The organism is Micromonospora sp. U21 (assembly GCF_018070045.1).
In the GTDB taxonomy this organism is placed as follows: Bacteria; Actinomycetota; Actinomycetes; order Mycobacteriales; family Micromonosporaceae; genus Micromonospora.
The window spans coordinates 1-26,292 of sequence record NZ_JAGPYK010000009.1 but is presented as its reverse complement, the minus strand read 5'-3'; the positions used below and the strand labels follow the sequence as shown (position 1 = coordinate 26,292).

Sequence of the window (26,292 nt, the reverse complement as noted above, 5' to 3'; positions counted from 1 at the left end):
GGATGGGCCGGCCGTCTGCTGCCGCTACATCAGCTCTCGCTGGGAGCCGGCGACTCGGTGGTGCCGCCCGGAGCCGGGGACTCGGTGCCAGTGCCGCCCGGAGCCGGCGACTCGGTGCCAGTGCCACCCGGGCTGGGCGTACCGCTGGCGCTCGTCTGCGGGACCGGAATGCCCAGCTGGTTGGCGAGCTGGACCAGTTCGTCGTAGTGCGTCTGCAGCGTCGGCAGAGCGGTCTGGGCCAACTGGACCACCGACTGCTCGGAGCCCTGCGAGATCTCCGTCTGGGTGGCCTGGATGGCCTGGACGTGGCCGGCCAGTTCGCTGGTCACCCACAGCCGGTCGAACTCCTCGCCGCTGGCGTTGTTCAGCTGGTCGAGGACGGCCTGCTCATCGGCGCTGGGCTCGTTCGGCAGCTCAACCCCGAGCTGGGATGCGGTCTGCTGCACCGTCTGGTCCAGCTGCGTGTGATCGGTCTTCAACATTGCGCCCAGGTCCTTGACCCTCTGGTTCTGGCCCTTCTGCTGGGCCAGGTCACCGGCGGTGATCTCGAACAGGTTGACCTGGTGCACCGCCTGCAGATACTGGGTGTCCTGCGTCGACGGCTGTGCCGCGGCCTGCGCGGCCGCAGCCGGCGCGACGCCGACCAGTACCAGCGCGGCCAACAGGCCGAGGCGTTTGATACCCAACATGCTTCCCCCCCTTGAGACGTTGGACCGCACGGATACCCGGCTCACCGGGGTTATTCCTGCGATCGCCCGTCGCGCGGGGTCTACCGGTCGCGTCGTCGGCGTCCCACTCCTGGTCGGATGGGCGGTGGACGCGGATACGACGTGGCGCCCGCCGGAATTCCGGCGGGCGCCACGTGACGGTGCGGTCGGGGGTCAGCGGCGGCTCTCGCCGCTGCCGATCTCCTCGCGCTCGGGCCGGGCCTCGACCGGCGGGTGACCCGGCGAGACCGGCGCCTCGACCGGCTTCTCGATCGGGTAGAAGAAGCCCCGGACCGCCGGGCCAAGAGCCCCGAGCCGGTTCATCTTCTTGGGCACCACCCAGCCGACGTACTCCAGCTCGCCGTGGCCGTCCGCGTGCCCGTTCGCCGAACTGAGCGGCTGGTGCACCTCGACGAACCGGCCGTCCGGGAGTCGCCGGATGATACCGGTCTCCACGCCGTGCGCGAGCACCTCACGGTCGTGCTGCTGCAGACCGAGGCAGAGCCGGTAGGTGATGTAGTACGCCAACGGCGGGACCGCCAGCAGGCCGATCCGGCCGGCCCAGGTCATCGCGTTCAAGCTGATCTGGAACTTGTCGGCGATCACGTCGTTGGCGCCGGAAAGCGTCAGCACGACGTAGAACGACACCGCCATGGCGCCGACCGCGGTCCGGGCCGGAACGTCCCGGGGCCGCTGGAGCAGGTTGTGGCTCTTGCGGTCCTTGAGGTGCCGGGCCTCCAGGAACGGGTACATCGTCGACAAGCCCACCAGGATGCCGGGCAGGACGACCGTCGGCCAGAACAGCGGCGGGATCACGTACCCGTCGCCGATCGGAATGGGGATCTCCCAGGCCGGCATGAGTCGGGTCGAGCCGTCGAGGAACATGACGTACCAGTCCGGCTGGCTGGCAGCCGAGACCACCCACGCCTCGTACGGGCCGAACAGCCAGATCGGGTTGATCTGGAACAGACCGCCCATCAGCGCGATGACGCCAAAGACGACCATGAAGAAGCCGCCCTGCTTGATCGCGTACCGCGGGAAGAACCGCTCTCCGACCACGTTCGCGTTGGTCCGGCCGGGGCCGGGCCACTGGGTGTGCTTCTGCTTGAAGACCAGGCCCAGGTGGACGCTGATCAGGGCGACGAGCAGAGCCGGGATGAGCAGCACGTGGGCGATGAAGAACCGGCTGATGATGATCGTGCCGGGGAACTCACCGCCGAAGATCGACGACGTGAGCCAGGAGCCGATCACCGGGATGGACAGCATGATCGCTGAGGCGATCCGCAGGCCGGTGCCGGACAGACCGTCGTCCGGCAGCGAGTAGCCGGTGAAGCCGGCCAGGAAGCCGACCCAGAACAGCAGCGAGCCGATGATCCAGTTGGTCTCCCGCGGCTTGCGGAAGGCACCGGTGAAGAAGACCCGCAGCATGTGCACGACGATCGCGGCCATGAACAGCAGCGCCGACCAGTGGTGCATCTGCCGCATCACCAGGCCGCCCCGGACGTCGAACGAGATGTCCAGGCTGGAGGCGTACGCGGCGGACATCGGCGTGCCCTGCAACGGGGCGTAGCTGCCGTCGTAGACCACCTCGGTCATCGCCGGCTCGAAGAAGAAGGTCAGGAACACACCGGTCAGCAACAGCACGACGAACGAGAACAGCGCGATCTCGCCGAGCAGGAAGGACCAGTGGTCCGGGAAGACCTTGTTCAGCAGCCGACGCAGCGGAGTGGCCACCTGGAAGCGGTCGTCCACTCCCACCGCGGCCTTGCCCGGCGTCGCTGCCAGGTCAAACTTTCGACGCTTCATGGCCGCTCCCAGAAGTCAGGCCCGACGGTCTCGGTGTAGTCGGACTTCGCCACGAAGAAGCCCTCGGAGTCCACCTCGATCGGCAGCTGCGGCAGCCGCCGGCTGGCAGGGCCGAAGACGGGCTTGGCGTTGTCGGTGATCAGGAACTGGGACTGGTGACACGGACAGAGCAGCCGGTTGGTCTGCTGCTCGAAGAGGCTGGCCGGGCAACCGGCGTGCGTGCAGATCTTGGAGAACGCAGCGTAGTTGCCCCACATGTAGTCGCCGTGGCCAATTTTCTCGTTGGCCCGCCGCGACTCCTGCGCGTCGGAGTCCCGCAGGTGGATCAGCAGCGTCGGGGAGTCGGCGTGCCGGTTGCTCACGCCGTGCTCGATGCCCGGGAATACGGTCAGCTGGCCACCGCTGCTGATGTCCGCCGGACGCACCGGTCGGCCGTCCTCGCGCACCAGGCGGATCCGCTCGCCGCCCTCGGCCGGGGCGAACCCGGTGGTGAACATCTGGTTGTTCTTGTGCGGCTGGGAGATCAGACCGCCGACCAGCGGGGCCGCGGCGACCGCGGCGACCGGCGCGAGACCGGCCAGCAGTGAGATGCCGAGCAGCGGCCGACGCTTCAAACCCAGCTCGTCGGACACGTACAGCATGGTCTGCCCGGTGATGGTGCGGCCTTCCTCGTCGACCGCGCCCTCGTGCCGGTCCTGGATCGACACCTCCTTCGGCATCAGCTTCTTGCCCCAGGTCAGGATGCCGAAGCCGATACCGAGCAGGGCCAGGCCCATGGTGACGCCGAGCAGCGGGGTATAGAACTTGTCGCCGCCGCGGCCGGGCTCGTACTGCCACGGCCACCAGATGTAGACGACGAGGAAGACGGTCGCCGCCAGGCCGGTCAGGAGGAAGAGCCCGGCGACCAGGCGGACCAGCCGCCGCTCGGCCTTCGAACCCGCGACGACCTGCGGCTCGTAGTGGACGATCTCGATGTCGTCCCGGCGGGCGCCTTCGCGCACGATGTCGAACCGGGACAGCCCGGGGGTGTTCACGTCGAGCGGCTCCCGGCCCTGCTGGGCCTGGTGCTCGGTGTGGGTGCTCATGCCGTCACCTCGCTACGGGTGGTGCCGAGCGGCACCACGGCACTGAATCGAATGATCCGCTCGATCACGACTTACCCGCAATCCACAGGCTAGCGAAGACGAGCGCCACGATGCCAACCAGGAAGATCGCCAGACCCTCGGTGGACGGCCCGTACCGGCCGAGGTTGAACCCGCCCGGGTCCTGGTCGTGCTTCAGCGTCTCCTGGATGTACGCGATGATGTCGGCCTTCTGCTCCGGCCGGAGCTGGTTGTCACCGAACACCGGCATGTTCTGCGGGCCGCTGAGCATCGCCGCGTAGATCTGCCGGTCGGTCGCCGGGCGCAGACTCGGCGCGAACTTGCCCGAGGAGAGTGCGCCGCCACCGCCGCCGAAGGCGTGGCACTGCGAGCAGTTGATCCGGAACAGCTCACCGCCGGAAGCGATGTTGGCGTCCTCGTGGAGGTTGTCGCCCTCCGGCACCATCGGGCCGCCGCCGAGCTCCTGGATGTACTGGGCCAGCTGGCGGGTCTGCTCGTCGGTGAAGAGCGGGGGCTTGCGGTGCGCCTGGGCCTCCTGGCGGGCCAGCGGCATGCGGCCGCTGCTGACCTGGAACTCGACCGAGGCCGCGCCGACGCCGATCAGGCTCGGTCCGCGACCCTCGACGCCCTGGGCGTTGCGTCCATGGCAGGTGATACAGCTCACGTCGAACAGCGCCTTGCCCTCGGCGGCGGCGCCGGTCAGCGGCGGGTTGTCCTGTGCCTGCGCACCGGGGGCGAAGACGGTGTAGGCGCCGCCGGCGAGCATCAGCGCGGCGAACAGCCGGACCGCGGCGCCCAGCCGGCGGCGGCCCCTGCTGCGCGCGGCGGGCCGCTCGCGCAGCCGCGCGAGCAGACCGCGTCGGCGGTCGTTGTCAGAAGTCATGAGCTGTGTCCTTAACCGGTTGGACCTTGTCTCAGGGGACGGAGCAGCGGCGCGGTTCGTGACGCGCCAAGATCACTGAAGCCAGTAGATCATGGCGTACAGCCCGATCCACACGACGTCGACGAAGTGCCAGTAGTACGACACGACGATCGCCGAGGTCGCCTGCGCCGGGGTGAACCGGCCCATGGTGGTACGGACCATGAAGATGATGAAGGCGATCAGGCCGCCGGTCACGTGCAGGCCGTGGAAGCCGGTGGTCAGGTAGAACATCGAGCCGTAGCCGTCTTCGTTGATCTTGACGCCCTCGTGCACCAGCGTGCGGTACTCGTTCACCTGACCGAGCACGAAGATCAGGCCCATCACGAAGGTGATGGTGAACCAGCGCCGAAGCGCGTGCACGTCACCCTTCTCCGCGGCGAAGACACCGAGCTGGCAGGTCACCGACGAGAGCACCAGGATCACGGTGAAGGTGGTCGCGTACGGGATGTTCAGATGCTCGGTGTGCTTCTCCCACTGCTCCGGCGCAGCCGCGCGGATCGAGAAGTACATCGCGAACAGCGCCGCGAAGAACATGAGTTCGCTGGAGAGCCACACGATCGTCCCGACGCTGACCATGTTCGGTCGGGTCAGGGAGTGGATCCGGCTCTTGTCAATGGCTGGGGCCGCAGTCACGCCGTCATTATTGCCCCTGACCGGGGCCGGCGATCAGCGGGGTGGCAAACCTGCGACTTCCGTGGCCCCAGCGTCAGAGTCCGGTTCGCCTGGCCTAGCCTAAAAAGCGTGCTGCACGTCGATCCGATCTTCGCCGCCACCTCGGCCGTCCCGGCCGCAGTGCTCGCGGCCACTCCGGCGGGCCCGCCGCTGGCCGCCGGGGGTGAGGCGATCCCGCCCCCGTTCACCATCGGCGCGGTGCTGACCGAGACCCGGCTGGACAGCTGGCTGGCCCTCGGCCTGGTGCTCGCCGCGGGCCTCTACCTCTACGGGGTGCACCGGCTGCGCATCCGCGGCGACCGCTGGCCCATCTCCCGTACGGTGTTCTTCCTCGGCCCCGGCCTGGGCGGCATCGCGCTGGTCACGGTCAGCGGGCTGCACGCGTACGACACCGCGCTGCTGTCGGTGCACATGGTCCAGCACATGGCGCTGTCGATGGTGGCGCCGATCTTCCTGGCGCTCGGCGCACCCATGACGCTGGCCCTGCGGACCCTGCCGGCCCGGGCGCGCAAGCGCCTGCTGGCGATCGTGCACAGCCGCGTCGCCCGGGTCTACAGCTTCCCGCTGGTGGCGTTCGCCATCTTCGTGGTCAACCCGTTCGCGCTGTACTTCAGTGACCTGTACCGCTTCACCCTCGAACACGCCTGGGCGCACGAGCTGGTGCACGCGCACTTCATCATGACCGGCTGCGTGTTCTTCTGGCCGCTGCTCGGCCTCGACCCGTTGCCCGGCCGCTGGCCGTACCCGGCGCGGGCGCTGCTGATGCTGCTCTCCGTGCCGTTCCACACCGTGCTCGGGCTCACCATCATGCAGAGCAGCACCCTCTTCGGCGGCGACTGGTACCCGTCGCTCAACCTGAGCTGGTCCGACCCCTGGAACGATCAGGTCGTCGCCGGCGGCATCCTGTGGGCCGGCGGCGAGTTCGTCAGCGTGACCATGCTCGCGGTGCTGGTGGTGCAGTGGGTCAAGCAGTCCGAGCGGGAGGCCCGCCGGGTCGACCGCGAGCTGGACCGTCAGGAGGCCCGCGAACGCGCCGCCGGTACCCCCGCCTGAGCTGCGGCGACGGTACGCCGGACCGCCGGCGACGGGCGGGATGTCGACTACGTCACGTCGACCGGTACGATCGGCGGGCAGCTACGAGGTGGGAGCCAGTCCAGCCATGAGCGATCGTCAGTGCACCGTCCTGCTCTACAGCGACGACCCGCAGGTCCGTGACCGGATGCGGCTGGCCGTCGGCACCCGGCCCGCACCCGGGCTGCAGATCGAGTTCGTCGACGCGTCGACCTACGCCGAGACCATCCGGCTGGTCGACGACTACGAGATCGACCTGCTGCTGCTCGACGGCGAAGCCAGCCCGGGCGGCGGCATCGGCATCGCGCGGCAGATCAAGGACGACCGGGACGACGCTCCCCCGACCTGCCTGGTGATCGCTCGCGCCGCCGACCGATGGCTCGCCGCGTACGCCGAGGTCGACGCGACGCTGGTGCACCCGCTCGACCCGGTGACCACCGGTAGCACGGTGGCCGAGCTGCTGCGGACGCACGCACCCGCCTGACGTCCCCCGCTCCGGCACCGCCTCGGCGCCGGATGAGTCGGCGCCGGTTCCAGCCCACCCGCACTTCGCACGCTCGGGAGGCCCGCCATGGGCGATCGGACCTGGCCGCACCTGCTCAACGCGCTGCTGCGCGGCGACGAGCTGTCCACCGCCGACACCGCCTGGGCGATGGGCGAGATCATGGCCGGTTCGGCGGGCGCCGCGCAGGTCGCCGGCTTCGCCGTGGCGCTGCGGGCCAAGGGCGAGACGTCGGCCGAGCTGGCGGGGCTGGTGGAGACGATGCTGAGCCGGGCGGTCCCGGTCGACCTCCCCGAGGATCTGCGCTCCACCGCGCTGGACGTGGTGGGCACCGGCGGTGACCTCGCGCACACGGTCAACATCTCCACCATGGCCGCGCTGGTGGTGGCCGGCGCCGGTGTCCGGGTGGTCAAGCACGGCAACCGGGCCGCGTCGTCCTCCTGTGGCACGGCCGACCTGCTGGAGTTCCTCGGCGTCCCGCTCGACCTCGACCCGGACGCGATCGTCCGCTGTGTCACTGAGGCCGGCATCGGGTTCTGCTTCGCCGCCCGGTTCCACCCGGGCATGCGGCACACCGGCCCGGTCCGGCGGGAGCTGGGCGTGCCCACCGTCTTCAACTTCCTCGGCCCGCTGACCAACCCGGCCCGGCCGCGCGCCGGCGCCGTCGGCTGCTTCGACTCCCGCATGGCCCCGGTGATGGCCGGCGTGTTCGCCGCTCGCGGCGACTCGGTACTGGTGATGCGCGGCGAGGACGGGCTGGACGAGTTCACCACCGCCGCGCCGACCCGGGTCTGGGCGGTCCAGGGCGGCACCGTACGCGAGGCCGTGCTGGACGCGACGGACCTGGGGTTACCCCGGTCCACCCTCGCGGACCTGCGCGGCGGTGACGCCGCGTACAACGCCGGCGTGGCCCGCCGGCTGCTGGCCGGCGAGACCGGTCCGGTCCGGGACGCGGTGCTGGTCAACGCGGCGGCGGCGCTGGCCACCCAGGGCCGGCTGGACGGGGATCTGACCGAGGCGCTGCGCGCCGGGCTGGACCGCGCCGCCGAGTCGATCGACTCCGGCGCGGCGGCCGACACCCTCGACCGCTGGATCGAGATCGCCACCACCGCCTGACCAGCCGCCGTCCGGCGACGTGGGCGCGTGATCGACTCGGGATCTTTGAAGTCGAGAGATCCGGGGGGCCGGTATGCCCCGACGTCGGTGACGTCGAGTGGATCACGCCGCGTGTCCTGCGGCGGGCTTCCGAGCGACGGTGCGTGGGGAATTGTCGGACCCGCGTGTGAAACTACAGCCGAGTAGTTCTCCGCTTCCGTTGTGCGCCGCTGTCGCACCCGGAACGAGTCGCCTGGAGTGAGAGGAGACGCCCGTGTCGGACCGCGAGCTCTACTGCGACGTCTGCGAGGGCGTGGCACTGTTCGAGGCGCCGCCCTGTGTCGACGGCCACGGCACCGACTGCCCCGAGCTGATCTGCACCGGCTGCGGTTCCGCCATGGTGATCGCCACGTTCACCTTCCGTGTCACCCGGCTGGCCGACCGCCAACGCCGCCAGCCCACCCGCCACGCCGCCTGACCCGGCCACCCCAACCTGCCTGGGCCGCGCCGCGGCTCGATCAACTCGGTCTCGCCGATGTTGCGGCATCCCGCCGCACTGACACCCCCACATCGGCGATGTGGAGTCGATCACGTGGGCACGGGCCCGGGCGCGACGAAGGCCCGCTCCCCACCGGGGAACGGGCCTTCGTGCTGCCATGGGTCGGTCGCGACAGCGACCGGGTGGGTCAGTGCTCGGCGGTACGCCGCGTGCCGCTGTAGTACTCGAACAACAGCCCGCAGGCGGCGAAGACGACCGCCACCAGGCCGGCGCCGACCAGCCAGAGCTGCCAGAACGCCAGGCCCATGCCGGCGATCGCGGCGGCGAGCGCCAGCCCGAACGGCCAGTAGCTGCCGGGGCTGAAGAAGCCGACCTCACCGGCGCCGTCGGCGATCTCGGCGTCCGGCCGGTCCTCTGGGCGCAGGTCGATACGGCGCGAGACGAACCAGAAGAAGCCGCCGCACATCGTGCAGAGCAGGAAGGACAGCAGCAGGGCGATGGTGCCCACCCACTCGACGCCGCCGGCCTCACCGGCCGTCCAGGCGCCGTAGAGGACCGTGGCGCCGAACAGGAACGTGGCGATGACCAGGAAGATACGCCATTCGGTCTTCATGCCGCCGCCTCAGCTTCCCGTGCCGGCCGGAGCGCTGTCCGGGTTGAAGTTGCTCTGCGTCCGCCTGGTCTCGAACGGCTGCGTGGTCTCCGCGTACGGCTTCTCACCGATGGCGGTCAGCGCGTCCTGGGTGGACTTGCCGCTCTGCTTGGCCGCCAGGAACTGGTCGTACTGCTCCGGCGAGACCACCCGCAGCTCGAAGTTCATGAACGCGTGGTAGCTGCCGCACAGCTCGGCGCAGCGGCCGACATAGGCACCCTCGGCCTCCAGGCTGGAGACCTCGAACACGTTGCGGATCTTGCCGGGCATGACGTCCCGCTTGAACAGCAGCTCCGGCACCCAGAAGGAGTGGATGACGTCGCGGCTGGTCTCCTCGAACCGGATCGACCGGTTGGTCGGCAGCACCAGCACCGGGATGACCTCGCTGGTGCCGAGCGTCGACGCGGTGGTGCGGGCGTCGGGGCCCTGCCCGTCGCGGTAGTTGAACTGCCAGTTCCACTTGAAGGCGACGATCTCGACCGTGACGTCGGGGTTCTTCGACAACTTGTCCACGTCGGTCTGCACGATCGCCGTGTAGTAGAAGAGCACGGAGACGATCAGGATCGGCGCGATGGTGTAGAGGAACTCCATCGGCAGGTTGTAGCGGGTCTGCACCGGCAGCGCGTTGCCACGCTTGCGGTAACGAATGACGCACCAGAAGATCAGACCCCACACGAAGATGCCGACCGCGAGGGCGGCGATGCAGGAGGCGATCCACAGGTCGTACATCCGCCGGGACTCGGCCGAGATGCCGCCCTGCGGCCAGCCGAAGCCGTCGAACGCCGCACCGACGTCACAGCCCGTGAGCAGGACCAGCAGCGTCACGCCACCGAGACCGAGCCCGGCCACCCGACCAGCACCACGCCGCCGGCGTCCACCGACCCCTCGGGAAGCGCTGTGCCGTACGGCCGACGGCCGTACCTCCGAACTCCTTGCGACCACCTGGTCCTGCCTCCCTAGCGCGCCGCGGTGCGTCTTTCCTCAGCACCGGCGGCAAAGGCGTCACCGACGGTCGCAGATTACTCGACCATGACGGACTCGGCCGTGGTGGGGTCACTGTCCGCCCCCATCGGGGGGATCCTGGGCATACCGCCGCGATAGCGTTGGGATCCGTGAGTGCGAGGAGTGAGCCGGGGTTGCGAGCCCCGCAGTCGCGAACAGAAGGCGGCCCCGTGAGTGCGAGGAGCGAGCCGGGGTTGCGAGCCCCGCAGTCGCGAACAGAAGGCGGCCCCGTGAGTGCATCCCCGGTCTACCTGGACGCGGCGACCGCCGCGCCGATGCATCCGGTCGCCCGGCAGGCGCTGCTGGCCGCCCTCGACGACGGCTGGGCCGACCCGGGCAAGCTGTACACCCAGGCCCGCCGGGCACGGCAACTGCTCGACGCCGCCCGCGAGGCCACCGCGCAGACGCTCGGCGTCCGCGCCGACGAGCTGTCCTTCACCTCCAGCGGTACGACGGCCGCGCACGGCGCCGTGCTCGGTGGCCTGGCCGGGCGGCGCCGGGTCGGACCGACGCTGGTGCATTCGGCGATCGAGCACTCCGCGGTGCTGCACGCCGCGGAGCGGCACGTCGCGGCGGGCGGCGTCGCCAACCCGGTGCCGGTCGACCGGTTGGGCCGGCTGGATCTGACCGCCTGGTCGGACGCGGTCCGGGCTCCCGGGGTCGCGCTGGCCGCGTTGATCACCGCCAGCCACGAGGTGGGCACCGTGCAACCGGTCGCCGAGGCGGCCGCCACGTGCGCCGACGCCGGGGTGCCGCTGTACGTCGACGCCGCGCAGTCGGTCGGCCGGGTGCCCCTGCCGGCGGGCTGGTCGGTGCTCACCGCCAGCGCGCACAAGTGGGGTGGCCCGCCCGGGGTGGGGCTGCTGGCGGTCCGCAAGGGCACCCGCTGGGAGTCACCCTGGCCGGCCGACGAGCGGGAGGGCGGGCGTACCCCCGGCTCGGTGAACCTGCCGGCGGTGGTGGCGGCGGCGGCGAGCCTGCGCGCGGCGGCGGTCGACGCCTCGGCCGAGGAGACCCGGCTGGCGCCGCTGGTGGACCGGATCCGGGCGCGGGTCGCGGCGGAGGTGCCCGACGTGGAGGTGGTCGGCGATCCGGTGCTCCGGCTCCCCCACCTGGTCACCTTCTCCTGCCTGTACGTCGACGGCGAGGCGCTGCTGCACGCGCTGGACCGGCGTGGCTTCGCGGTGTCGTCCGGCTCGTCCTGCACCTCGTCCACGCTGCGCCCGTCCCACGTGCTGGAGGCGATGGGGGTGCTCTCACACGGGAACGTCCGCGTCAGCCTGCACCGGGAGACGACCGAGGCGGACGTCGAGCGGTTCCTCGCCGAGCTGCCCGGGATCGTCGCCGGGCTGCGCGCCGAGGCCGGGGTGGTGGGGCTGTGACGATGCCGGACGAGGTGCTCGACTGCCGGGGTCAGCGCTGCCCGCTGCCGGTGATCGCGGCGGCCCGACGGATGCCCCAGGTGCCGGTCGGCACGGTGGTGCGGGTGCTCGCCGACGACCCGGCCGCGGCGGTGGACATCCCCGCCTGGTGCCGGATGCGCGGCCAGGAGTTCGTCGCCGCGATCACCGGCCCCGACGGCCCCGCCTACGACATCCGTCGCGCCCACTGACCCCGGCGATCCTGCCGTTTCGGCCCGGAACAGCGCACAAGCCGCGAACCGGGGCCACGACCGGCGGGATCGCCGAGGCGAGGGGGCTACGGCAGGAGGTGCGGGCGGATCTCGTCGGCGGCCGTATCGCCGTAGGACTCGGCGAGGCGCTTGACGAACAGGTCGCGGCGGACGTCGTACTCCTGGGTGCCGACGGTCTCCAGGACCAGCGTGGCCAGCAGCGAGCCGACCTGGGCGGCCCGCTCCAGGCCGAGCCCCCAGGAGAGCGCGGTGAAGAACCCGGCCCGGAAGCCGTCGCCCACCCCGGTCGGGTCGACCGCCCGGATCTCGCGCGCGATCGGCACGTGGATCGGGTCCATGCCGCGCCCGGCGATCTCGACGCCGTGCTTGCCCAGCGTGGTGACCCGCACCTTGACCAGCTCCAGCAGCTGGTCGTCGCTCAGCCCGGCCTTGCTCTGCAGCAGCGACTTCTCGTAGTCGTTGGTCATCAGGTACTCGGCGCCCTCGATCAGCGCCACCACGTCCTCGCCGGGCATGCGGGCGAGCTGCTGGGAGGGGTCGGCGGCGAACGCGTACCCGCGGGTGCGGCACTCGGCGGAGTGCCGCAGCATGGCCTCCGGGTCGTTGGCGCTGACCAACACCAGGTCCAGCCCGCCGAGCCGGTCGGCGACCGGGGCGAGCTCGATGTTGCGAGCCTCACTCATCGCGCCGGCGTAGAACGACGCGATCTGGCACATGTCGGTGTCGGTGGTGCAGACGAACCGTGCGGTGTGCGCCACCTCGCTGATGTGCACCGAGTCGCAGTCCACGCCGTGCCGCTCCAGCCACGACCGGTAGTCGGCGAAGTCGGCGCCCACCGCGCCGAGCAGCACCGGGCGAAGCCCGAGCTGGCCCATGCCGAAGGCGATGTTCGCCGCCACCCCGCCCCTGCGGAGCACCAGGTCGTCCACCAGGAAGGAGAGGGAAACCTTGTGCAGCTGATCGGCGAGGAGCTGGTCGGCGAAGCGACCGGGGAAGCTCATCAGGTGATCGGTGGCGATCGAGCCGGTCACGGCGATCTTCATGTCAACCCTCGGGGTCGGGAGCAGGGCGCGGTCAGACTACCGGCCCGGCAACTCGGTGGTGTCCGGTCGGTCGGACAACGGCAACCGGCCGGCAACCCGGCCGGTCAGGGAGCCTCCGGGACCACTGCCGGCCCACACGACGACGGGGCCGTCCCGCAGGACGGCCCCGTCGTGATGGTGCGTGGTGTGACTCAGTTGAAGGAGTCGCCGCAGGCGCAGGAGTTGCCCGCGTTGGGGTTGTCGATGGTGAAGCCCTGAGCGTCGATCCGGTCCGCGAAGTCGATCGTCGCACCGGAAAGGTACGGGGCGCTCATCCGGTCGACGACGACCTCGACACCACCGAAATCGGTGACGACGTCACCGTCGAGCGAACGCTCGTCGAAGAAGAGCTGGTACCGCAGGCCGGAGCAGCCACCCGGCTGCACCGCGACACGGAGCCGCAGGTCGTCGCGGCCCTCCTGCTCGATCAGAGCCTTGACCTTCTGCGCCGCGACGTCGGTGAGGACGACGGAAGTAGGGGCCTTGGCCTCGGTCGACTCGGTCTGCGCTGGCGTGGTCACGTGGAAGTCTCCCTGCGCGGTATGGGTCCGGACGCACTGGCCAACGCCGCGCGCCGTCCAGTGATTCCCGGTGTGGTCCAAGTCCGATCGTACGCCGCCGCGGCCGGGCTCACCCGGGAGGCGTGACCCCCGCCGCAGGTCGGCCCGGTCGTGGCCACGGACGGCCGGCCGGCCGAGCGCTCAGCGGCTCCACTGCCGGGCCAGCCGGGCGCCCAGCTCGCGCAGCCCGTCGGCGGGTCGGCTCATGGCGGCGCTGAGCCCGCCGCCCTCCTCACCGCCGAAGTGTTCGACCAGGCTGTACGCGTCGGTCACCCCGGCCGCGGCGGCCTCCCGCCGGCCCGTGCTCACCTGGCCGGCCACCACCACGCAGGGGACCCCCCGGTCCCGGGCGGCGCCGGCCACCCCCGCGACCACCTTGCCGCGCAGCGACTGGTGGTCGAAGGACCCCTCACCGGTGATCACCAGGTCGGCGGTGTCCAGCGCGGCGTCCAGCCCGGTGGCCCGGGTGACCAGGCCGATGCCCGACTCGCAGCCGCCACCCAGGGCGAGGATGGCCGCGCCGATGCCGCCGGCGGCCCCGCCACCGGGCAGCGTGCCGAGCCCCGCCGGGCAGCCGGGCAGATCCTGCTCCAGCACCGCCGCGAAGCGCTCCAGCGCGGCGTCGAGCAGCAGCACGTCGGCCCGGTCGGCACCCTTCTGCGGGCCGAACACGTTGCTCGCGCCGTGCAGGCCGAGCAGCGGGTTGTCCACGTCTGTGGCGGCGACCAGCCGGACACCGCGCAACCGGGGCGCGCCGTCCAGCGCGACGGCCGCGGTGAGCGCCGCCCCGCCGTACGGCAGTGCGGCGCCGGCGGCGTCGAGCGGGGTCACGCCCAGCGCGGCCAGCATTCCGGCGCCGGCGTCGTTGGTGCCGGAGCCGCCCAGGCCGATCACCACCGTCCGGGCCCCGCTCTCCACCGCGGCGGCCACCAGCAGGCCCAGCCCGTAGGAGGTGGTGGTCTTCGGGTCACGTTCGGCGCCGGCGAGCAGGTGCAGCCCGCACGCCTGGGCGCTCTCCAGGTAGGCGGTCGCGCCGTCGGCGGTGAGCAGGATCTCACCCGCCGCCGGCCGGCCCAGCGGGTCGACCGTCCGCACCGGCGCCCGCCGGCCGCCGAGGGCCTCGGCGAGCACCTCCACGAAGCCCGGCCCGCCGTCGGCGAGTGGCCGGATCAGCAGGTCGTCGCCCTCGGCGACGGTGCGCCAACCGGCGGCCACCGCGGCGGCCACCTCCGGTGCGGGCAGGGTGCCGGCGAACTTGTCCGGGCAGAGCAGCACACGCATGCCCAGCAGTGTGGCAGCACACACCGACGGAAGCCGCGCCGCGCTCGCGCTGTGGGACCATGGGTCACGTGACTTCGACCTGGGTGGAACCCTCCAACACGGCGACGGCTCTGCTGCTGCTCGGCCGGGGCAGCGACCCCGACACCGAGCGCGGCGTCGAGTGTCCGGGCGACCTTCCGGCGCCCAGCGATCCGGATCTGGTGGCCCGCGCCGCCGCGGCGAAGGCGAAGCTGGGCAGCAAGGTCTTCGTGCTGGGGCACCACTACCAGCGCGACGAGGTGATCCAGTTCGCGGACGTCACCGGCGACTCGTTCAAGCTGGCCCGGGAGGCCGCGGCCCGTCCGGACGCGGAGTACATCCTCTTCTGCGGCGTGCACTTCATGGCCGAGAGCGCCGACATCCTCACCACCGACACCCAGCGGGTGATCCTGCCCGACCTGGCGGCCGGGTGCTCGATGGCGGACATGGCCGTGCTGGGCCAGGTCGAGGCGACCTGGGACACGCTGACCGAGCTGGGCATCGCCGGCGAGACCGTGCCGGTGACGTACATGAACTCCTCGGCCGACATCAAGGGCTTCGTCGGCCGCAACGGTGGCGTGGTCTGCACCTCCTCCAACGCCAAGCGCGCCCTGGACTGGGCGTTCGAGCAGGGGTCGAAGGTGCTCTTCCTGCCCGACCAGCACCTGGGCCGCAACACGGCGGTGCTGGAGATGGGCCTGTCCCTGGACGACTGCGTGCTCTACGACCCGCACAAGCCGGGCGGCGGGCTCACCCCCGAGCAGCTGCGGGACGCCAAGATGATCCTCTGGCGCGGGCACTGCTCGGTGCACGGCCGGTTCACCCTGGACAGCGTCAACGAGGTGCGCGAGCGGGTGCCCGGGGTCAACGTGCTGGTCCACCCGGAGTGCCGGCACGAGGTGGTCACGGCCGCCGACCACGTCGGCTCGACCGAGTACATCATCAAGACCATCGAGGCGGCCCCGGCCAGCTCGGCGTGGGCGCTCGGCACCGAGCTGAACCTGGTCCGCCGGCTGGCGCTGGCACACCCGGACAAGCAGGTCATGTTCCTGGACAAGGCGGTCTGCTACTGCTCGACGATGAACCGGATCGACCTGCCGCACCTGGTCTGGGCGCTGGAGGAGCTGGTCGCCGGCCGGGTGGTCAACCAGATCACGGTGGACCCCGACACCGCGCACCACGCCCGGGTGGCGCTGGATCAGATGCTCGCCCTTCCCGGCGCGGACACCCCGCCGCCGGCGGCGGTCTGATCACGATCAGTAGCGCCCTTGGTACGCAAAAGTGCCGGATCACCGATTAATGCCACACACGCCGATGTGACCGAGTCCTTTTCCGTCACCGAGGGCTATGCTGCCGGAGCGACGACGCAAGCGGGCCGTTTCGATATGGCCGCATCCGGGGTAGCGAAGGAGTTCACGCTCCCCACCATCAACACGGCAGCACCGACGCGCTGGAGGTTGCGTTGACCGACGACGTCCTGGTCGTGCACGGAGGCAATCCGCTTGAAGGGCGGATCCGCGTGCGCGGCGCGAAGAACCTGGTTTCGAAGGCGATGGTCGCCGCGCTGCTCGGCGACAGCCCGAGCCGGTTGTTCGACGTGCCGAAGATCCGCGACGTCGAGGTGGTCCGGGGTCTGCTCGGTCTGCACGGCGTCAAGGTCACCGACGGCACCGAGGACGGCGAGCTCGTCTTCGACCCGGCCAACGTGGAGAGCGCCAGCACCGACCAGATCAACGTGCACGCCGGCTCCAGCCGGATCCCGATCCTGTTCTGCGGCCCGCTGCTGCACCGGCTCGGGCACGCGTTCATCCCGGACCTGGGCGGCTGCCACATCGGCCCGCGCCCGATCGACTTCCACCTTCAGGCGCTGCGCGAGTTCGGTGCCACGGTCGACAAGCGGCCCGAGGGTCTGCACCTGTCCGCGCCGAACGGCCTGCACGGGACCAAGTTCGCCCTGCCGTACCCGAGCGTCGGCGCCACCGAGCAGGTGCTGCTGACCGCGGTGATGGCCGAGGGGGTCACCGAGCTGCGCAACGCCGCGGTGGAGCCGGAGATCATCGACCTGATCTGCATCCTGCAGAAGATGGGCGCGATCATCAAGGTGCACACCGACCGGGTGATCGAGATCCAGGGCGTACCGAAGCTGCACGGCTACACCCACCGGCCGGTCCCGGACCGGATCGAGGCGGCGAGCTGGGCCGCGGCCGCGCTGGCCACCCGCGGTCACGTCGAGGTGCTCGGCGCGCAGCAGGCCGACATGATGACGTTCCTGAACATCTTCCGCTCGGTCGGTGGCGAGTACGAGGTCACCGACGCCCGGCCGCCGAAGCTGGGCGACCCGGGTCAGGAGGGTGGCATCCGGTTCTGGCACCCGGGCGGCGAGCTGAACGCCGTGGCGCTGGAGACCGACGTGCACCCGGGCTTCATGACCGACTGGCAGCAGCCGCTGGTCGTGGCGCTGACCCAGGCCCGCGGGCTGTCGATCGTCCACGAGACGGTCTACGAGCAGCGGCTGGGCTACACGGAGGCGCTGAACTCGATGGGCGCCAACATCCAGGTCTACCGGGACTGCCTCGGCGGCACCCCGTGCCGCTTCGGCCGGCGCAACTTCAAGCACTCGGCGGTGATCGCCGGCCCGAGCAAGCTGCACGCCGCCGACCTGGTCATCCCGGACCTGCGGGCCGGTTTCAGCCACCTGATCGCGGCGCTCGCCGCCGAGGGCACCTCGCGGGTGTACGGCGTCGACCTGATCAACCGGGGCTACGAGGACTTCGAGGCGAAGCTCGCCGACCTGGGCGCGCACGCCGAGCGTCCGTAACCTCGAACACCTTCCGTTCGCTACGACAACTCCAGTTCGGCGCGTCTGACGCCGCGCTGCGACCTGGAGCCGTCGGCCCGGTGCACCGCGATGTGCACCGGGCGCGGGACGTTGGCTACCCTTGCCGCGTGCCGTCGCTCTTTCGCCGCAAGTCCACCGACCTCGTCGACGAGGCCGTCTCCTCGGTGACGCCCGAGGAGACCGCCGAGCGATCCCGGGGCTACACCCCGGCCAAGGGCCGGGAGACGCCCAAGCGGCCGACCGCCGGCCGCCGCCCGGCCGGCCCCACCCGCCCCCTCACCAAGGAGGAGGAGCGGGAGCGCCGCCGCCAGCTGCGCGCCGAGGCCGCGTCGGAGTTCCGCCGCGAGGGCGGCCCCCGCGACCGCGGCCCGGAGCGGCTGCTGGCCCGTAACGTGGTCGACTCCCGGCGTACCGTCGGCACCTGGTTCTTCGGCGGCGCGCTGATCGTGCTGATCGGGTCGAACGCGGCGATGCCGCCGGTGGTCCGACTGATCTCCAACGTGCTGTGGGGCGCGCTGGCACTGGGTGTGGTCGTCGACTCGGTGCTGATCTGCCGCAAGATCAGCAAGCTGGTCCGGCAGCGCTTCCCGAAGACCGACCAGCGGATGGGCTCGCTCTACCTGTACGCGGTCATGCGGTCGATCACCTTCCGGCGGATGCGCGCCCCGGCTCCCCAGGTCAAGCTCGGCGACAAGGTCTGATCCCGGCTCACGGCACGCCGAGCAGTCGCAGCACGGCGGTGGTGCCGGCCGCGCCGATCACCACCAGCACGAACGGCACCCGCCGCCAGGCGAGCAGCACGCCGACCAGCACCCCGGCCGGACGGGCCCAGCCGGCGAACCGGCCAGCCTCGGTCAGGGCCGCGGTGGCGGCCAGCGCGGCGAGCAGCGCGGCGGCGCCGACCGGCAACAGCCGCCGGGACCACTCGGGCAGGTCCAGCCGGTCCCGCAGCAGCACACCGGCCACCCGGAAGCCGTAGGTTCCGGCGGCGAGCGCCAGGATCACCGCGATCAGCACGATCCCTCCCCGGTGTGCTCGGCGCCGACGCGTGTGGGCAGGGCAGGCCGTGCGCCGCCTCTCGGAGCCGATCGGCGGCGGACGGCGATGGCGGCCGGACCGGCGAGTGCGAGCAGCACCGGCAGCCCGGCCGGCAGCACCGGGGTGGCGGCGACCGCCAGCGCGGCCCCGGACAGCGCCGCGTGGCGGGTGTCCCGGTCCCGCAGGGACGGCAGCAGCAACGCGATCAGACCGGCCGGGAAGGCGGCGTCCAGGCCCAGCGCGGCCGGGTCGCCGACGGTGCCACCGGCGAGCACGCCGAGCAGGGTGCCCGCGTTCCAGGCCACGAAGAGCAACGTGCCGGCCAGCCAGAACGCCCGTCGCCGAGCTTCGCCGGCCGGTCGGGCCAGGGTGAACGCGGTCGTCTCGTCGGTCAGCAGGTGGCTGCCGAGCAGCCGGTGCCGCAGTCGGGGGCCGAGGCTGTCGCCGAGGGCGAGGCCGAACGGCAGGTGCCGGGCGTTGAGCAGCAGCCCGGCCAGCACGGCGGCCAGCGGGCTTCCGGCGGCCACCAGGCCGACCGCCATGAACTGCGCGCCGCCGGCGTAGAGGACGGCGGACATGGTCAGCGTGGCCCATATCGGCAGGCCGGCGGCGATCGCCACCGCTCCGAACGACGCGCCCACCGCGATCATCGCCGCACCGAGGGCAAGGACGTCACGAAGCGTCCGGGCGTCGGTTGTTCGTTGTACCGTACGCATGGTTCACCATGCTGAACACGGCAGCGGTGTTCGTCAAACCGAACGTTGATCCAATGGAGCGAACGCATGTCTCCCGAACCGGCCGCCCCGCTCGCCACCATCGCCGCCGCCCTGCGCCGCGAGCGGGACCGGGTCGGCATCTCGCTGACCGAGCTCGCCCGGCGGGCGGGCGTCGCCAAGTCCACCCTCTCCCAGCTGGAGTCGGGGACCGGCAACCCGAGCGTGGAGACGCTGTGGGCGCTCGGCGTGGCACTCGGCGTGCCGTTCAGTCGGCTGGTGGAGCCCGCCGACGACGGCGTACGGGTGATCCGCGCCGGGGAGGGGCCCCGGGTCCGCTCCGAGCAGGCCGACTTCGCCGGGACGCTGCTCAGCGCCGGGCCGGCGCACCTGCGTCGGGACGTCTACCTGATCGAGCTCGAGCCGGGCGCGATCCGGGCCGCGGCCGGGCACACCCCCCGCAGCGTCGAGCACGTGGTGGTCGCCGCCGGTCGGCTGCGGGTGGGCCCCGAGTCCGGCCCGGTCGAGCTGGGCCCCGGGGACTACGCGACGTTCCCCGGTGACGCCCCGCACCGCTACGAGGCACTGGTCCCCGGCACGTTCGCCGTGCTCATCATGGAACATCCCTGACCGGGGGCGGATCCGAGCCGGGCCGAGCCGGCGGCAGGTGGAGTATCGTTGGGCGGCCAGATTTCGGTTATCGACCCAAATGTCCAAAACCATAGGATAACGTTTGCGCCCGTGGGCGGTACCACAGTGGCGGTGAGCGAGCCCACGCCGTTACCCTCCATCCGCAGCCACGCCCTGCCGAAACGGGCGACCTGACCGGCACGCGAGGCCCAGCGCGACAATCTGCAACGAGGTGACAACGCCGTGAGCGAGCGGACGCGAGCCGGCCACCGGGGCGTGGCAGGCGGCGACCGGACGCCCGGCGGTCACCGGGGCGCGAACGCGGACCGCCCCCCTCTTGCGCTGATCGGCCACCTGGCCGGGTGTGGCGACGGGCTCGGCGGATGAACGGCCGCTACACCGACCGGTGGCGGGACCCGAACGAACCGTCCTGGGTGGTCGAACCGACCACCGAATGGCATCCCCAGTTCCCCGGCCAGCGCTATCCCGGCGACATCGGCATGTCCCACCAGCCGCCCCCGCCACCGCGCGGCCGGGCGGCCGTGGTCGGCCGCACCGAGGTGCCGCCGCTCGCGCCCACCCGCCCGGACGGCACCTACCTCGGCCGCTCCTGGTCCGACGAGGAGCCGGCCGAGACGGCTCCCTACGGCCGGTCCTGGGCCGACGAGGAGCCGGCCGGTACGCCGACCCACCGCGGGTCCCGGGGCGGCGAACGCCCGGTCGAGGAGTCCGCCGACGGCCGGCCCGACGGCGCCGACGCCCACCGCTACGACCACGAGCCGTACCGTCGGCCGCTGCCCGAGCCGCCCCGGCGCGACGACCGCCGTTCCCCCGAATCGGACCGGCGGACCGCCTGGTCCGACCGGCGTCCGAGCGACGATCGGGCACCGGCCCGCGAGGCGGCCTGGCACCGGGACCAGCCCGCCGAGCGGCACGACGGCCGCCGCCCCCGGCACGATCCGGCCGACCGGGAGCGGGGGTACCCGAGCGCGCCACCGGTGTCCCCCGCGCCCCGGGCCGATCCCGGCTGGGTGCCGGAGCCGGACGAGGCGCCGCGCCAGCGCGGCACGCAGGAGCGCCCGGCCGCCGGTTACGACCGGCACCCCGGTGACGGGTACGCTCCCCGGCCCACCCGGGGCCACAACGGCCGCCCGGCCGACGGCTGGGCTGCCGGCGGGGCCGGTCAGTGGGCACCCGTGGAGGGCCGCCCGCGACACCCCGCTGAGGGGTATCCCGATCGGGTCGCCGACGACACCCGCCGTGCCGACCGGGCGGCCGACGCACGGCGCGCTGAGCGGGTCGCCGACGACGCCCGCCACCCTGAGCGGTTCGCCGACGACGCGCGACCGGCGGCGCGGGCCCGTGCGGACGCCGGTGGCAGTGTGCCCACGGAGCGGCGGTACCGCCCGGACGAGGCGGTCGGCGCACCGCAGACACCGGACGGTGGACGACGGCACCGGCCCGAACCGGAGATGCCGGGACAACCGCGCCGGGACGACGAGCGGCGCCGGCCAGCCGACCCGCACCGGCAGCAGCCCCGCGAGGCGGCGGCCCGCGCCGAGGCGTACCCGGACCGGCGCCCCCGCGAGGAGACCCGGCCGGAGGCGTACCGCGAGGAGACGTACCGCGACCGGCGCCCCCGGGAGGCGCCCCGGCCGGAGGCGTACCGCGAGGCGCGGCCGCAGCCCGGCCACCGCCCGGACGGCACCCTGCCCTGGCCACCGCCGGGTCCGGTGCGTCCGGACCGCACACGGGAGCCGGGCCACCAGGGCGATGCGCACCGCACCGCCGACCCGCACCGCACCGCCTCCGAGCCGGGCGTCGCGTCGCGGCCGGCCACCCGGCCCGAGAGGCCGCCGGCCGCGCCGTCCCGGTACGACGAACGACCGGCGCGTCCCGCCGCGGCGGCTCCGGCCACCTCCGGCCGGGCCACGCCCGTCCCGCCGGCGCCCGTCTCCCCGGCCACGCCGGGCACCGGCCGCCCAGCCACGGTCCCGCCCGTCTCCCCGGCCACGCCGGGCACCGGCCGCCCAGCCACGGTCCCGCCGGTCTCCCCGGAGCGACCGGTGTCACCGGCATCGGTCTCCCCCGCCGCAGCCGGCCGGGACCGGCCGATGTCGGCCGCCCCGATCTCCCCCGCGCCGACGGACCACGAGCGCCGACCGGCCGACCACGTCCCGCCGGGCCGCCCGGATCGCAACCGGCCGGTGTCGGCGGCCCCGGTCTCCCCGGCGGCGGACGTACCCGTCTCGGGTCCGCCGGCCGCCCGGCTCCGGCTGGAGTTCCTGCCCGCGCCCGTGGACCCGCCGCTGGCCGACGAGCACCCGGACCCGCCGGTGTCCATCGAGCACCGGACGCCGGCCGAGCCGACATCCCCGGAGCAGCCCGCCGCGGCGGCGGACGCACGCCCGCCGCTCGCGCCGCCGCCCGCCTGGCAGCCCTCGGATCCCCCTGCCGGCCGGACGGTCCCGACACCCACGGCCCCGACACCGACGGCGGACGCCGAGCCGGCGCTCCCGCTGGCACCCGGCATGCCGCGCCGCTACGTACCCCCGCCGCCGTCGGAGCCGCCGGTGGCGCCCGCTCCGGAGCCGGTCGAAGCTCCGGTCACCCGGGGACCGGCGGCCTGGTTCAGCCCCGTCCAGGAGGGGGAGGCCGACCAGGACGAACCGGAGACGGACCACCGGCCAACCGAGTCGACCGACGACCCCTCGGCCACCGATGGCCCGACCGGCTCCTCCCCGCCGACCGAAGCGGAGTCCGACCCGTCGACGCCCGCTGCCGCACCCGCCGCCGACGGCCGGACGATCGACCCCCACCTGGGCTCCACGGTCGAGCCGGCTGTCGTGGCGCCGGCCCCCGCACCCCAGGCCCGGCCGGTCTCCGCACCGCCCGCGCGACCGATCTCCGCACCGCCGGCCGAACCGGTCTCCGCACCGCCGGGCGAACCGGACTACGGCGACCGCGCCCCCTGGGCCGACGACGTGGTCACCGATGCCGACCCCGCAGTCGGGTCGACACCAATCGACGCCCTCGGACCGGTGTCCGCACCGCCGGCGTACCCGGTGTCCGCACCGCCGGCGTACCCGGTGTCCGCACCGCCGGCGTACCCGGTGTCCGCACCGCCGGCGTACCCGGTGTCCGCACCGCCGGGGCGCCCGGTGTCCGGTGCCCCCCGCAGGTGGGCGGACGATCTGCTCGACGAGGCACAGCCTGCCGTCGAGCCGACACCGGCGCAGGCCCGCCCGCCGGTCACCGGCGCGCCGAGCACCGCCGAAACACCGCACCAGCGCACCGATTCGGCACCCGCCGAAACCGACCCCGACGTCTCCGGATCCCCTGACGCGCCGGCCTACGACGAATCCGACGGCCCGGCGGCCGACCGCCTCGCCGAGCCGAAGCCGCTGGACCAGCCGACATCGGCGCCACCGGCGTCGATCGACGCCCAACAGCCGGTTGCGGCACCGCTGGACCGACCGGTCTCCGCACCGCCCGGAGGGGACAGCGACCCGGCCGAGCGCGACCCGGTGGACGACGCGCACTCGGCGCCGGAGGCCCCGACCGGTCGGAGCACCGACGGACCGATGTCCGGCTCGCAGACCGACGACGTGTCCGCCGCCGGTGAGCGGCCGTCCCGGCCCGCGCCGTCCGATCACGACCCGGAAGAACGCGTCTCGGCGGAGCCCGCACGGCCGGTCTCGGCTGCGCCCGTCTCAGCCCCGCCCGCAGCGCCGGTGTCCGCGCCGCCCGTCTCCACGGCACCCGTCTCCGCGCCGCCCGTCTCCGCGCCGCCCGTCTCCGCGCCGCCGATCTCCACGGCGCCCGTCTCCGCGCCACCCGTCTCCGGGCCACCCGTCTCCGGGCCACCGGCCGCAGCCGTTCCCGGGCCGCGGAGCGGGTCACCCGGCGAGAGCGTGCCGGTGTCCGCGCCACCCGGAACCGCGCCGCCGGCGACCCGCCGGCCGCTGGCCGACCAGGGCGACCCGGAGCAGGTCCTCTCGGCGTACCGGTGGCGGCTGGACCCGGTCACCCTGCGCGAGGATCTGACCGAGCCGGACGACATGCGGGCGATCCGGCGCCGGCTGACCGAGAAGTTGGGCTCGGCCATCGACAACCGGGCCCGGGCCCGGCTGCTCAGCCTGCGGGCGGTGGCCTCCCGGATCCTGGGCGAACTGGACGACGCGCTGGCCGACGGGCGGCTCGCCCTCACCTACGCCGAGGCCACCGGCGAGCTGCGCCGGACGGCGCTGGCCCAGGCCCGGCTGGCCCACGTGCTGCGCTGGCGCGGCGACTTCGCCGAGGCCGACCAGCTCTTCGCCAAAGCCAACTCGGTCGAGCTGCCCGACCGGCTGCGGGCAGCCCTGCACGAGCACGCCGGCCGGTCCTGCTACGACCAGGGCCGGCTGATGGAAGCCTGCCACCACTTCGAGCAGGCCCTCGACCTGCGCGGGGCCGGCGACGCCGAACTGCTGGACCGGATCCGGGTGGCCCTCGACGCGGTCGCCACCCGGGCCGCGGCGGACGGCTTCGGGCCGTACCCCCGGGGTCGGGACGAGGTGCTCGACCGCGACCGACCCCCGGTGCCGGGCCGGGACGGACCGCTGTGGGGGTACACCGGCCCGGAGGGTGACCAGGTCATCCCCGCCCGCTACGCCGAGGCGCAGCCGTTCCACGACGGGTTGGCCTGGGTCCGCCGGCCGGACACCGACCGGTGGTCGCTGATCAACCTGCTCGGTACGACGGTGATCCCGCCGTCCTACCGGGCGGCGCGCCCGTTCAGCGACGGCCTGGCCTGGGTGGTCGCGGACGGCGGCTGGACGGCGATCGACGCGACCGGCCAGGTGCAGGTCCCGCCCAACTTCGCCGAGGTGCGCCCGTTCCGCCGCGGGGTCGCCGCGGTCAGGCGCGAGGGTTGGGGAGCGGTCGACCGGACCGGCCGGATCGTGGTGCCCACCCGCTACCACGGCTTCGCCACCGAGCTGGCCGACGGCCGGAAGGTCGACGGGTTCACCGACGAGGGCCTCGCCGTGGTCGACGTGGGTGGCCGGCGTGGCGTGGTGGACCGCAGCGGCACGGTGCTGGTGCCGCCGGCGCACCCGATGCTGGTCATCCATCCGGTGGCGTTCCTGGCCGGCAGCGGCACCGGGCGCTGGGGCGCCCTGGACCGGCGCGGCGAGCCGCTCATCGACCCGGTGCACCCCGACCGCGCCGCGGTGCTGGCGGAGATCGACCGGCTGCTCATCGACGCCAACCCCGTGCTCTGACCGGCGGTTCGGCGACCCGGAACCGCCAGGGCTAGGGTCGGGTCATGGAATTCCGACACCTGGGCCGTTCCGGCCTGATGGTCAGCGAGATCTCGTACGGCAACTGGATCACCCACGGTTCGCAGGTCGAGGAGGACGCCGCGTTCGCCTGCGTCCGGGCCGCTCTCGACGCGGGGATCACCACCTTCGACACCGCCGACGTGTACGCCGGCACCCGGGCCGAGGACGTGCTCGGCCGGGCGCTGCAGAACGAGCGCCGCGAGGGCCTGGAGATCTTCACCAAGGTCTACTGGCCGACCGGTCCCGGCCGCAACGACCGCGGCCTGTCCCGCAAGCACATCATGGAGTCGATCAACGGCTCGCTGCGCCGGCTGCGCACCGACTACGTGGACCTCTACCAGGCCCACCGGTACGACCACAGCACGCCGCTGGAGGAGACGATGGAGGCCTTCGCCGACGTCGTGCACTCCGGCAAGGCGCACTACATCGGCGTCTCCGAGTGGACGGCGGCGCAGCTGCGTGCTGCCCACCCGCTCGCCCGGGAGCTGCACATCCCGCTGGTCTCCAACCAGCCGCAGTACTCGATGCTCTGGCGGGTCATCGAGACCGAGGTCGTGCCGGCCAGCGAGGAGCTGGGCATCGGCCAGATCGTCTGGTCGCCGATGGCGCAGGGCGTGCTCTCCGGCAAGTACCTGCCGGGGCAGCCGCCGCCGGCCGGTTCCCGCGCCACCGACGAGAAGTCCGGTGCGGGCTTCATCTCCCGGTTCATGACCGACGAGGTGCTGACCCGGGTTCAGCAGCTCAAGCCGCTGGCCGAGCAGGCCGGGCTGAGCATGGCCCAGCTCGCGGTGGCCTGGGTGTTGCAGAACCCGAACGTGTCGTCGGCGATCATCGGCGCGTCCCGCCCGGAGCAGGTGCACGACAACGTCAAGGCGGCCGGAGTGAAGCTCGACGCCGAGCTGCTCAAGGCGATCGACGAGATCGTCGAGCCGGTGACGGAGCGGAACCCGGCGAAGACCGAGTCCCCCGCGCAGCGCCCGTAACGCTCAACCCCCGGCCCCCGGCCCCGGCCCCGGCCCCCGGCCCTCGGCCTCGCCCCTCGGCCTCGCCGATCTAGGGCATATCGCGGCCGATAGAGAACAACAAGCGGCGATACGCCCTAGATCGGCGGGGGCGGGGCGGCGGGGCGGGGGGCGGGAGCGG

The 26,292-nt window shown here is 72.9% G+C and carries 24 protein-coding genes and 1 pseudogene; 13 read left to right on the top strand and 12 right to left on the bottom strand.

Annotated features, from left to right (window positions below; genetic code table 11):
* Positions 1-29: 29 nt before the first annotated feature.
* From KBX63_RS14400 to KBX63_RS14380, 5 genes are all read right to left on the bottom strand, one after another.
* Positions 30-689, bottom strand: coding sequence for a DUF4142 domain-containing protein (locus tag KBX63_RS14400; RefSeq protein WP_210911532.1), 660 nt, complete (start codon positions 687-689; stop codon positions 30-32).
* 192 nt (positions 690-881) lie between these two features.
* On the bottom strand, positions 882-2,513 hold the full coding sequence (locus KBX63_RS14395; RefSeq protein WP_210911531.1) for a ubiquinol-cytochrome c reductase cytochrome b subunit: 1,632 nt from the start codon (positions 2,511-2,513) through the stop codon (positions 882-884).
* Positions 2,510-3,598 (bottom strand): ubiquinol-cytochrome c reductase iron-sulfur subunit, encoded by a 1,089-nt coding sequence (locus KBX63_RS14390; RefSeq protein ID WP_210911530.1) that lies wholly within the window; start codon positions 3,596-3,598, stop codon positions 2,510-2,512. The genes KBX63_RS14395 and KBX63_RS14390 overlap by 4 nt, the downstream gene beginning before the upstream one ends.
* Positions 3,599-3,662: 64 nt before the next feature.
* Positions 3,663-4,499: a cytochrome c gene (locus KBX63_RS14385; protein WP_210911529.1), complete on the bottom strand. Its 837-nt coding sequence runs from the start codon at positions 4,497-4,499 to the stop codon at positions 3,663-3,665.
* A gap of 72 nt (positions 4,500-4,571) precedes the next feature.
* Complete coding sequence (locus tag KBX63_RS14380; RefSeq protein WP_074313173.1) at positions 4,572-5,171, bottom strand: heme-copper oxidase subunit III; 600 nt, start codon at positions 5,169-5,171, stop codon at positions 4,572-4,574.
* A 108-nt stretch (positions 5,172-5,279) separates the two neighbouring features.
* On the opposite strand from KBX63_RS14380, the gene KBX63_RS14375 reads away from it, so the two are divergent.
* The 4 genes from KBX63_RS14375 to KBX63_RS14360 all read left to right on the top strand — a co-directional run bounded on the left by KBX63_RS14375 (position 5,280) and on the right by KBX63_RS14360 (position 8,356).
* Positions 5,280-6,263, top strand: a complete 984-nt coding sequence (locus KBX63_RS14375) for a cytochrome c oxidase assembly protein (protein ID WP_210911528.1) — start codon at positions 5,280-5,282, stop codon at positions 6,261-6,263.
* Between the two features lie 106 nt (positions 6,264-6,369).
* Positions 6,370-6,765 (top strand): hypothetical protein, encoded by a 396-nt coding sequence (locus KBX63_RS14370; RefSeq protein ID WP_210911527.1) that lies wholly within the window; start codon positions 6,370-6,372, stop codon positions 6,763-6,765.
* Between the two features lie 87 nt (positions 6,766-6,852).
* Positions 6,853-7,899 carry an anthranilate phosphoribosyltransferase gene (gene trpD / locus KBX63_RS14365; protein WP_210911526.1) on the top strand — a complete coding sequence of 349 codons (1,047 nt, stop codon included), beginning with the start codon at positions 6,853-6,855 and terminating at the stop codon, positions 7,897-7,899.
* A 253-nt stretch (positions 7,900-8,152) separates the two neighbouring features.
* Entirely contained in the window at positions 8,153-8,356 is a 204-nt protein-coding gene (locus KBX63_RS14360; RefSeq protein ID WP_210911525.1) for a hypothetical protein, read from the top strand.
* Positions 8,357-8,564: 208 nt separating this feature from the next.
* On the opposite strand, the gene KBX63_RS14355 is transcribed toward KBX63_RS14360, so the two are convergent.
* Both KBX63_RS14355 and coxB read right to left on the bottom strand, forming a co-directional pair.
* Positions 8,565-8,990, bottom strand: coding sequence for a cytochrome c oxidase subunit 4 (locus KBX63_RS14355; RefSeq protein WP_210911524.1), 426 nt, complete (start codon positions 8,988-8,990; stop codon positions 8,565-8,567).
* 9 nt (positions 8,991-8,999) lie between these two features.
* Positions 9,000-9,971 (bottom strand): cytochrome c oxidase subunit II, encoded by a 972-nt coding sequence (coxB, locus tag KBX63_RS14350; protein WP_210911523.1) that lies wholly within the window; start codon positions 9,969-9,971, stop codon positions 9,000-9,002.
* A 290-nt stretch (positions 9,972-10,261) separates the two neighbouring features.
* Here coxB and KBX63_RS14345 point away from each other — a divergent pair, with 290 nt between their 5' ends.
* Both KBX63_RS14345 and KBX63_RS14340 read left to right on the top strand, forming a co-directional pair.
* A complete protein-coding gene (locus tag KBX63_RS14345) occupies positions 10,262-11,413 on the top strand; it encodes an aminotransferase class V-fold PLP-dependent enzyme (protein WP_210911522.1) in 1,152 nt (383 codons plus the stop codon).
* On the top strand, positions 11,410-11,643 hold the full coding sequence (locus KBX63_RS14340; protein ID WP_210911521.1) for a sulfurtransferase TusA family protein: 234 nt from the start codon (positions 11,410-11,412) through the stop codon (positions 11,641-11,643). Before KBX63_RS14345 ends, KBX63_RS14340 begins: the two co-directional genes overlap by 4 nt.
* Positions 11,644-11,729: 86 nt before the next feature.
* On the opposite strand, the gene KBX63_RS14335 is transcribed toward KBX63_RS14340, so the two are convergent.
* The 3 genes from KBX63_RS14335 to KBX63_RS14325 form a co-directional block, all read right to left on the bottom strand.
* Positions 11,730-12,707: a carbohydrate kinase family protein gene (locus tag KBX63_RS14335; RefSeq protein ID WP_210911520.1), complete on the bottom strand. Its 978-nt coding sequence runs from the start codon at positions 12,705-12,707 to the stop codon at positions 11,730-11,732.
* Between the two features lie 191 nt (positions 12,708-12,898).
* On the bottom strand, positions 12,899-13,267 hold the full coding sequence (gene erpA / locus KBX63_RS14330) for an iron-sulfur cluster insertion protein ErpA (protein ID WP_074313193.1): 369 nt from the start codon (positions 13,265-13,267) through the stop codon (positions 12,899-12,901).
* A gap of 180 nt (positions 13,268-13,447) precedes the next feature.
* A complete protein-coding gene (locus KBX63_RS14325) occupies positions 13,448-14,587 on the bottom strand; it encodes a glycerate kinase (RefSeq protein ID WP_210911519.1) in 1,140 nt (379 codons plus the stop codon).
* Positions 14,588-14,655: 68 nt separating this feature from the next.
* On the opposite strand from KBX63_RS14325, the gene nadA reads away from it, so the two are divergent.
* From nadA to KBX63_RS14310, 3 genes are all read left to right on the top strand, one after another.
* Positions 14,656-15,855 (top strand): quinolinate synthase NadA, encoded by a 1,200-nt coding sequence (nadA, locus tag KBX63_RS14320; protein WP_210911518.1) that lies wholly within the window; start codon positions 14,656-14,658, stop codon positions 15,853-15,855.
* Positions 15,856-16,067: 212 nt separating this feature from the next.
* Positions 16,068-17,423, top strand: a complete 1,356-nt coding sequence (gene murA / locus KBX63_RS14315; protein WP_210911517.1) for a UDP-N-acetylglucosamine 1-carboxyvinyltransferase — start codon at positions 16,068-16,070, stop codon at positions 17,421-17,423.
* Between the two features lie 128 nt (positions 17,424-17,551).
* Positions 17,552-18,145: a DUF3043 domain-containing protein gene (locus KBX63_RS14310; RefSeq protein ID WP_210911516.1), complete on the top strand. Its 594-nt coding sequence runs from the start codon at positions 17,552-17,554 to the stop codon at positions 18,143-18,145.
* 7 nt (positions 18,146-18,152) lie between these two features.
* Here the strand turns inward: KBX63_RS14310 and KBX63_RS14305 are convergent, their stop codons facing one another.
* Complete coding sequence (locus tag KBX63_RS14305) at positions 18,153-18,461, bottom strand: AzlD domain-containing protein (protein WP_210911515.1); 309 nt, start codon at positions 18,459-18,461, stop codon at positions 18,153-18,155.
* Positions 18,455-19,198 carry an AzlC family ABC transporter permease gene (locus tag KBX63_RS14300; RefSeq protein ID WP_210911514.1) on the bottom strand — a complete coding sequence of 248 codons (744 nt, stop codon included), beginning with the start codon at positions 19,196-19,198 and terminating at the stop codon, positions 18,455-18,457. Before KBX63_RS14300 ends, KBX63_RS14305 begins: the two co-directional genes overlap by 7 nt.
* A gap of 66 nt (positions 19,199-19,264) precedes the next feature.
* On the opposite strand from KBX63_RS14300, the gene KBX63_RS14295 reads away from it, so the two are divergent.
* From KBX63_RS14295 to KBX63_RS14285, 4 genes and pseudogenes are all read left to right on the top strand, one after another.
* On the top strand, positions 19,265-19,825 hold the full coding sequence (locus tag KBX63_RS14295) for a helix-turn-helix domain-containing protein (RefSeq protein WP_210911513.1): 561 nt from the start codon (positions 19,265-19,267) through the stop codon (positions 19,823-19,825).
* A 3,793-nt stretch (positions 19,826-23,618) separates the two neighbouring features.
* Positions 23,619-24,455, top strand: a pseudogene (locus KBX63_RS36730) (hypothetical protein); the annotation flags it as partial.
* Positions 24,382-25,089 carry a WG repeat-containing protein gene (locus KBX63_RS36725; protein WP_374102221.1) on the top strand — a complete coding sequence of 236 codons (708 nt, stop codon included), beginning with the start codon at positions 24,382-24,384 and terminating at the stop codon, positions 25,087-25,089. The pseudogene KBX63_RS36730 and the gene KBX63_RS36725, both read left to right, overlap by 74 nt.
* Positions 25,090-25,133: 44 nt before the next feature.
* Positions 25,134-26,132 (top strand): aldo/keto reductase family protein, encoded by a 999-nt coding sequence (locus tag KBX63_RS14285; RefSeq protein ID WP_210911512.1) that lies wholly within the window; start codon positions 25,134-25,136, stop codon positions 26,130-26,132.
* Positions 26,133-26,292 lie beyond the last annotated feature (160 nt).

Bases quoted from the DNA above. Each gene is read 5' to 3' on its own strand.
- KBX63_RS14300 (WP_210911514.1), bottom strand. From the start codon at position 19,198: ATGCGTACGGTACAACGAACAACCGACGCCCGGACGCTTCGTGACGTC.
- KBX63_RS14295 (WP_210911513.1), top strand. From the start codon at position 19,265: ATGTCTCCCGAACCGGCCGCCCCGCTCGCCACCATCGCCGCCGCCCTG.
- KBX63_RS14400 (WP_210911532.1), bottom strand. From the start codon at position 689: ATGTTGGGTATCAAACGCCTCGGCCTGTTGGCCGCGCTGGTACTGGTC.
- KBX63_RS14385 (WP_210911529.1), bottom strand. From the start codon at position 4,499: ATGACTTCTGACAACGACCGCCGACGCGGTCTGCTCGCGCGGCTGCGC.
- KBX63_RS14325 (WP_210911519.1), bottom strand. From the start codon at position 14,587: ATGCGTGTGCTGCTCTGCCCGGACAAGTTCGCCGGCACCCTGCCCGCA.
- KBX63_RS14335 (WP_210911520.1), bottom strand. From the start codon at position 12,707: ATGAAGATCGCCGTGACCGGCTCGATCGCCACCGATCACCTGATGAGC.
- KBX63_RS14285 (WP_210911512.1), top strand. From the start codon at position 25,134: ATGGAATTCCGACACCTGGGCCGTTCCGGCCTGATGGTCAGCGAGATC.
- KBX63_RS14395 (WP_210911531.1), bottom strand. From the start codon at position 2,513: ATGAAGCGTCGAAAGTTTGACCTGGCAGCGACGCCGGGCAAGGCCGCG.
- trpD (WP_210911526.1), top strand. From the start codon at position 6,853: ATGGGCGATCGGACCTGGCCGCACCTGCTCAACGCGCTGCTGCGCGGC.
- KBX63_RS14390 (WP_210911530.1), bottom strand. From the start codon at position 3,598: ATGAGCACCCACACCGAGCACCAGGCCCAGCAGGGCCGGGAGCCGCTC.
- KBX63_RS14370 (WP_210911527.1), top strand. From the start codon at position 6,370: ATGAGCGATCGTCAGTGCACCGTCCTGCTCTACAGCGACGACCCGCAG.
- KBX63_RS14355 (WP_210911524.1), bottom strand. From the start codon at position 8,990: ATGAAGACCGAATGGCGTATCTTCCTGGTCATCGCCACGTTCCTGTTC.